Annotated in this window: 7 protein-coding genes; 3 read left to right on the top strand and 4 right to left on the bottom strand. The window is 71.2% G+C overall.

All coding sequences use genetic code 11. The annotated features are described in order from the left end of the window. Positions 1 to 266 precede the first annotated feature (266 nt). Positions 267 to 734 carry an RDD family protein gene (locus tag ACFWEE_RS32485; protein ID WP_327175344.1) on the bottom strand — a complete coding sequence of 156 codons (468 nt, stop codon included), beginning with the start codon at positions 732 to 734 and terminating at the stop codon, positions 267 to 269. 221 nt (positions 735 to 955) lie between these two features. Between ACFWEE_RS32485 and glnA the strand changes: the two genes are divergently transcribed. Further along, on the top strand, positions 956 to 2,365 hold the full coding sequence (gene glnA, locus ACFWEE_RS32490; RefSeq protein ID WP_386894821.1) for a type I glutamate--ammonia ligase: 1,410 nt from the start codon (positions 956 to 958) through the stop codon (positions 2,363 to 2,365). Between the two features lie 102 nt (positions 2,366 to 2,467). Here the strand turns inward: glnA and ACFWEE_RS32495 are convergent, their stop codons facing one another. Further along, on the bottom strand, positions 2,468 to 3,271 hold the full coding sequence (locus ACFWEE_RS32495; RefSeq protein ID WP_386894823.1) for a hypothetical protein: 804 nt from the start codon (positions 3,269 to 3,271) through the stop codon (positions 2,468 to 2,470). A 129-nt stretch (positions 3,272 to 3,400) separates the two neighbouring features. Beyond that, entirely contained in the window at positions 3,401 to 3,712 is a 312-nt protein-coding gene (locus ACFWEE_RS32500) for a hypothetical protein (protein WP_386894825.1), read from the bottom strand. Between the two features lie 132 nt (positions 3,713 to 3,844). Here ACFWEE_RS32500 and ACFWEE_RS32505 point away from each other — a divergent pair, with 132 nt between their 5' ends. After that, positions 3,845 to 4,210: an ArsC/Spx/MgsR family protein gene (locus ACFWEE_RS32505; RefSeq protein ID WP_386894827.1), complete on the top strand. Its 366-nt coding sequence runs from the start codon at positions 3,845 to 3,847 to the stop codon at positions 4,208 to 4,210. A gap of 65 nt (positions 4,211 to 4,275) precedes the next feature. Here ACFWEE_RS32505 and ACFWEE_RS32510 read toward each other — a convergent pair whose 3' ends face one another. Continuing rightward, positions 4,276 to 5,196: a Gfo/Idh/MocA family protein gene (locus ACFWEE_RS32510; protein ID WP_386894829.1), complete on the bottom strand. Its 921-nt coding sequence runs from the start codon at positions 5,194 to 5,196 to the stop codon at positions 4,276 to 4,278. Positions 5,197 to 5,472: 276 nt separating this feature from the next. Here ACFWEE_RS32510 and glnII point away from each other — a divergent pair, with 276 nt between their 5' ends. Next, a complete protein-coding gene (glnII, locus tag ACFWEE_RS32515; protein ID WP_386894831.1) occupies positions 5,473 to 6,492 on the top strand; it encodes a glutamine synthetase in 1,020 nt (339 codons plus the stop codon). The last annotated feature ends 120 nt before the right edge of the window (positions 6,493 to 6,612 follow it).

Here is a 6,612-nt window from a genome sequence, read left to right on the forward strand (position 1 = left end):
GGGGGGGCGCCCCCCCCCGCGGGGCGCGCCCGCCCCTCTTCGTATCGCGTCGTCGCGGTGGTGCGGGTACGTCATACGGCCGGCCCCGGCCCTGTTGCGCCGGTCGCGTCCCCGCAGACCTCGGGCGTCCACATGGTGAACGCGCCGGGTCACCGTACGGATGCGGTTGTCCGAATGGCGGAACGCTCCCGGCCCCGTTCACGGGGCCGCGGGAGGGGCTCCGGGCTCCGGTTGCCCCAGGGTGCCGTCGAGGGCGTCCAGGAGGGTCAGAGGCGGACCTGGACGGACCGGGAGAGCCGGTCGTGCAGTCCGCGCCCGTCGCGGTCCCAGATGAGAGCCGGGATCACCAGGACCAGCAGCACGCTCCGTACGAGGACGCGCACCAGACCGAACCGCCCGCCGTCCTGGGAGACCACCCGCAGGCGCAGCAGGCGCTTGCCGGGAGTGAAGCCGAGGGTGCCGACGGTGAGGAAGCTCATGACCAGGAAGACGAGCAACGCCCAGTTACCGGCGGCCTGTTGGTCACCGGGAGCGATGAGCCCGTATGCGATCACCAGGCAGAGCGCCCAGTCGATGAAGATCGCGCCGAAGCGGCGGCCGAGCGGGGCCACCGATCCCGGCCCCTCCTCGGGCAGCCCGAGGCGCTTGCCCCGGTAGCCGAAGTCGACGCCCATGTCCTCGGCGGCGGCCTGGGGGCCGGAGAGCCACGATCCGATTGCTTGCCTGTTGTCCACCCGACCACGGTACTGCGAGCGGGTTTGCTTCCTGCCGCCCGGGGCACGGGATGGGGCGTTGGGGTGTCCCCCACAGCGCGCCCGGTTAACTTGGGCGAAACAAATGGGTCATGCTTGGGAAATCCCGTCTGCCTAAGGTCGCCCTCAACGTGCGCCACCGCACTGGCGACACACACGAGCTACAACCCCGTCCCCTCCGGGCCGGGAGTAGGAGGAGTTGGATGTTCCAGAACGCCGACGAAGTGCAGAAGTACGTCGCGGACAACGACGTGAAGTTCATCGACGTCCGCTTCTGCGACCTGCCCGGTGTGATGCAGCACTTCACCATCCCGGCAGCGAGCTTCGACCCGGCCGAGGAACTCGCCTTCGACGGTTCGTCGATCCGCGGCTTCCAGGCCATCCACGAGTCCGACATGGCGCTCCGCGCCGACCTGTCGACCGCTCGGGTGGACCCCTTCCGCCGCGACAAGACGGTCAACATCAACTTCTTCATCCACGACCCGATCACCGGCGAGCAGTACAGCCGTGACCCGCGGAACGTGGCCAAGAAGGCCGAGGCGTACCTCGCCTCCACCGGCTTCGCCGACACCGCCTACTTCGGTCCCGAGGCCGAGTTCTACGTCTTCGACAACGTCCGCTTCCAGACGTCGGCGAACGAGAGCTTCTACCACATCGACTCCGAGGCCGGCGCCTGGAACACCGGTGCGGTCGAGAACAACCGCGGGTACAAGGTCCGTTACAAGGGCGGCTACTTCCCGACCCCGCCGGTCGACCACTTCGCCGACCTGCGTGCCGAGATCTCCCTGGAGCTGGACAAGAACGGCCTCCAGGTCGAGCGCCAGCACCACGAGGTCGGCACCGCCGGCCAGGCCGAGATCAACTACAAGTTCAACACGCTGCTCGCCGCGGCCGACGACCTGATGCTCTTCAAGTACATCGTGAAGAACGTCGCCTGGCGCAACGGCAAGACCGCGACCTTCATGCCGAAGCCGATCTTCGGCGACAACGGCTCGGGCATGCACGTGCACCAGTCGCTGTGGCAGAACGGTTCGCCGCTCTTCTACGACGAGCAGGGTTACGCCGGCCTCTCGGACATGGCTCGCTACTACATCGGCGGCATCCTCAAGCACGCCCCGTCGCTGCTGGCCTTCACCAACCCGACGGTGAACTCGTACCACCGCCTGGTCCCCGGTTTCGAGGCCCCGGTCAACATGGTGTACTCGCAGCGCAACCGCTCCGCCGCGATGCGCATCCCGATCACCGGCTCGAACCCGAAGGCCAAGCGCGTCGAGTTCCGTGCCCCGGACCCGTCCTCGAACCCGTACCTCGCGTTCGCGGCGCTCCTGATGGCCGGCCTCGACGGCGTCAAGAACAAGATCGAGCCGGCCGAGCCGATCGACAAGGACCTGTACGAGCTGGCTCCGGAGGAGCACGCCAACGTCCAGCAGGTCCCGACCTCGCTCCCGGCCGTCCTCGACGCGCTGGAGCAGGACAACGAGTACCTCCAGGCCGGCGGTGTCTTCACCTCCGACCTGATCGAGACGTGGATCGACTACAAGCGCACCCACGAGATCGCCCCGATCCAGCTGCGTCCGCACCCGCACGAGTTCGAGCTGTACTTCGACCTCTAAGAGGCAGCTCCCGGTCTCCCGGGACGGCTTCCGTTCGTAAAGGAGCGTCGCCTCCACCCCTGGCGGGTGGCGGCGACGCTCCTTTCGTTCGTCCGCCCCCCGTCACCCCAGCTCGACGACCGGCCGGACGGAGAAGTCCTCGTACAGGTCCTCGCCGTCGGGCGAGTGCAGGAACTCAGCGATCCCCGGGGTGTGGTGGGCGGTGGCCAGGGGCAGCCAGCCGAGGAAGGTGCCGTAGCCGCCGCAGACGGCCTCACCGCCGTCGCCGCCGTGGACGCGCGCGGGGTCGCCGGTCATCTCCGCCTCGTACACGTCGTAGCCGATGCGCAGGCCGAAGGCGTTGGGCAGGCGGTGCGGGCCGGTCCCGTCGCCGTACGGGGAGTGGTCGGTGGGGTACGTGTCGCCCCAGCGGAACAGGGTTTCGGCGCCGGCGCCGCAGGCGTGCTCCCACTCGTCGGGGGTGGGCGGACGCAGGCCGCGGGCGGCGAGAAGGCCGGGTACCTCGGACGGTACGCCGGACAGCGGCTCGGCCTCCACCGCCATGAGGACGGTGGGGAGGGTGACGGTGCGGCGGGGGGTCAGGACCCGGGCCAGGTGGGTGGAGAGGTCGGTGTCGAAGCCGAAGCCGCCCGCGATGGTCTCCTCACGGTAGGAAGTGAGTTGCTCGGGGCTCGGGCGCCACGCGGCCAGGTCGAATCCGACCCGCACCCGGCCGCCGGGTACGAGGGCGAACCGCTGTCCGTCCCGCTCGATCACCGCACGGTGCGGGACCCTGCCCCGCGCCGGGTCGCTCTCCCACTCGGCCAGGGTGCCGCCCGCCTGGCGGGCGGCCTCCTCGGCGCGGTGGTGTGCGGTGGGGCCCTCCAGGGCGCACCAGTGGTCGAAGGTCAGGGTGGCGAGTGACATGCCGGGAGTCTGCCGGTCGGCACTGACAACGAGTCGGCGGCCGGACGGCCGCGCCCCGCGCCCCCGGAGAGCCGGGAACACGGGGCGCGGCTTTCTGCGGGACGGAGCCGCCTTCTGCGGACGGAGCCGTCAGCGGCCGTAGCGGATCAGGGTGCGGACCATGCGGCAGGTGGCGTCGGACGGCGGGTGGATGCCGAGGCGCTCGGCGGCGCGGCGGATGCGGTGGTTGCTGGCGCTGGAGGGCTGGTAGACGCCGGAGTCGAGCAGGGCGATCGTCAGCCGCATGGCCTTCAGGCGGCGGTTGTGGGCGATGTACCACTCGCGGGGACGGCCCGCCGGGAGCCTCTTCTTGGGCTGCGGCGCGGCGAACGGCTGCATCGGTAGGAACGGGGCGTGGAGCGTCGGGTCGAGCGGCTTGGTCGTGACTGCGGCGACGGCCATCGGCAACCTCCTGGCGCGGTGGTGGAACCCTCACGAACTGCCTCCATTTTACCGCCTCGCACTGACAATCGCCCCTGGCCAGAGGGGATTTCGGCCCGCGCTCCGGGTCTCTGCCGCCGTATCCTCGGTGCCATGGAGATCTGGATCAATCCGCGTTGCTCGAAGTGCCGAAGTGCCGTTTCGCTGCTGGACGCGGAGGGAGCTTCGTACACCGTGCGCAGGTATCTGGAGGACGTGCCGACGCCGGACGAGATCCGGGCGGTGCTGGACCGGCTCGGGCTGGAGCCGTGGGACATCACCCGGACCGGGGAGGCCGTGGCGAAGGAGCTGGGGATCGGCGACTGGCCCCACAAGGCGGCGGAACGCGACCGCTGGATCGGGGCCCTCGCCACCGAACCGGCGCTGATCCAGCGGCCGATCATCACCGCGGACGACGGCACGGCCGTGGTGGCGCGCTCGGAGGAGGCGGTACGGGAAGCGTTGGGGCGCACGGAGTGAGCGCCGCGCCCGGGCCGGGGCGGGTCGGCCCCGGCCTCCTGGCACGCCGCTCCGGGTGAGAGGGCTCAGGCCGGGTCCGCCGGGCCCATCTGCGCTTCGGCCTCCGCCAGCAGCTCGGTCAGGCGCGTCCCGAACCGTACGTCGCAGGGGTGTGGTTCTCCGGTGCGTACGGCTTCTGCCAGTGCGTCGACGGCTCCGGCGAAGGCCTCCAGGGCGCCGCCCCAGCGGGGCAGGGTGACGACGCCGTGCTCGCCGCGGAGTTCGATGTCCGTACCGGCCGCGCCGGACGGGGCGGCCAGGCCGAGGGTGGCGGTGCTGGAGGCGCCGGAGGTGTGGCGGAGCACCAGGTGCGCGGTGTCGGACGGGCCCCGGACGGCGGTCAGTCCGGTGACGTCGCCGAGGACGGGGAGGAGTACGGAGAGGACGTGCGGGCCCACGTCCCAGAGGCCGCCCTTGTCCCGGCGCCACGGGGAGGCGGCGTACTCGCTGGTGGATCCGGGGGCGTAGAGCGCGCCGAGCCACTGGCCGCGGGCGGTGAACCACCCTTCCCGTGCGGCCTGTTCGGCGATCCAGGCGGCCGTCGCGGGGGCGAAGCGCAGGGTGCAGAAGACGACGGAGGCGACGCCGGTCCGGGCGGCGGCCTCGGCGACCTCGTGGGCGCCGGCCGCCGTGGTGGCGACCGGCTTGTCGAGCAGGAGGTGGCATCCGGCGGCAGCCGCCCGGGCGGCGACCGGGGCCTGCACGTCCGGCGGCAGCGCGACGGCGACGGCGTCGCTGGCGGCGAACAGCGCGTCGAGGCCGTCGTCCCCGGTGAAGGCCGGGACTCCGTGGGCGTCGGCCAGGGTGGTCGCCGCTTCCGGGCGGCGGCCCCACACCCCGCTCAGCTCGGCGCCGGGGTGGGCGGCGAGGGCGGGGGCGTGGGTCTTGCGGGCCCACGGACCGGTGCCGAGCAGTCCGATGCGCAGGGGGGTCGCGGAAGTCGTCATGGGTACCAGTGTGCGGCCCGGCCGGTTACGGCCCGCGAGCGCGGCCCCGTATACGACGGGCTCGCCGGGGTGTGCGGGCGGAGGGGGGCGCGGCCGGCGCCGCGGCTCGTCCCCGTACGGCCGGGGGCGCCGGAGGGCGGGACGGGCCGGGGCTGTGACGCGGTTCACGCACGGAAAACGTTGGTAACACGGGGTTCACATTGGGGCAACGGATGGGAAATCGCGTCTTGCCAAGCTGCGCGCATAGACCTCGCAGCACCGCAAAGGATGGCTTCCGTGACCTTCAAGGCTGAGTACATCTGGATAGACGGCACCGAGCCGACCGCCAAGCTGCGTTCGAAGACGCGGATCCTGGCCGACGGCGCGGAGCTGCCCATCTGGGGCTTCGACGGTTCGAGCACGAACCAGGCCGAGGGCCACGCCTCCGACCGCGTGCTGAAGCCGGTCTTCAGCTGCCCGGACCCGATCCGCGGCGGTGACGACGTCCTCGTGCTGTGCGAGGTCTTCAACATCGACATGACGCCGCACGCGACCAACACCCGCGCCGCGCTGCGTCCGGTGTCCGAGCGCTTCGCCTCGCAGGAGCCGATCTTCGGCATCGAGCAGGAGTACACCTTCTTCTCGGGCCACCGTCCGCTCGGCTTCCCCGAGGGCGGCTTCCCGGCCGCGCAGGGCGGCTACTACTGCGGTGTCGGCTCGGACGAGATCTTCGGCCGCGAGATCGTCGAGAAGCACCTCGACAACTGCCTCAAGGCCGGTCTCGGCATCTCCGGCATCAACGCCGAGGTCATGCCCGGTCAGTGGGAGTTCCAGGTCGGCCCGCTCTCCCCGCTGGAGGTCTCCGACCAGCTGTGGGTCGCCCGCTGGCTGCTCTACCGCACCGCCGAGGACTTCAACGTCTCCGCCACCCTCGACCCGAAGCCGGTCAAGGGCGACTGGAACGGCGCCGGTGCGCACACCAACTTCTCCACCAAGGCGATGCGTGAGGGCTACGACCCGATCATCACCGCGTGCGAGGCGCTGGGCGAGGGCTCGAAGCCGCTCGACCACGTCAAGAACTACGGCGCCGGCATCGACGAGCGTCTGACCGGTCTGCACGAGACCGCCCCGTGGAACGAGTACAGCTACGGCGTCTCCGACCGCGGCGCCTCGGTCCGTATCCCGTGGCAGGTCGAGCAGGACCGGAAGGGCTACATCGAGGACCGTCGCCCGAACGCCAACGTCGACCCCTACGTCGTCACGCGGCTGATCGTCGACACCTGCTGCACCGCGCTGGAGAAGGCCGACCAGGGCTGATCCCCCGCACCTCCCCGTACGACGAGAGGCGGCCCCCGGGGGTGCGGGGGGGGGGCGGGCGCGGGGGGACGGGGGGGCGGGGGGGGGGGGGATTATGTAATAAGAGACCCCCGGTCGGTC

The organism is Streptomyces sp. NPDC060184 (assembly GCF_042728795.1).
Lineage (GTDB): Bacteria > Actinomycetota > Actinomycetes > Streptomycetales > Streptomycetaceae > Streptomyces.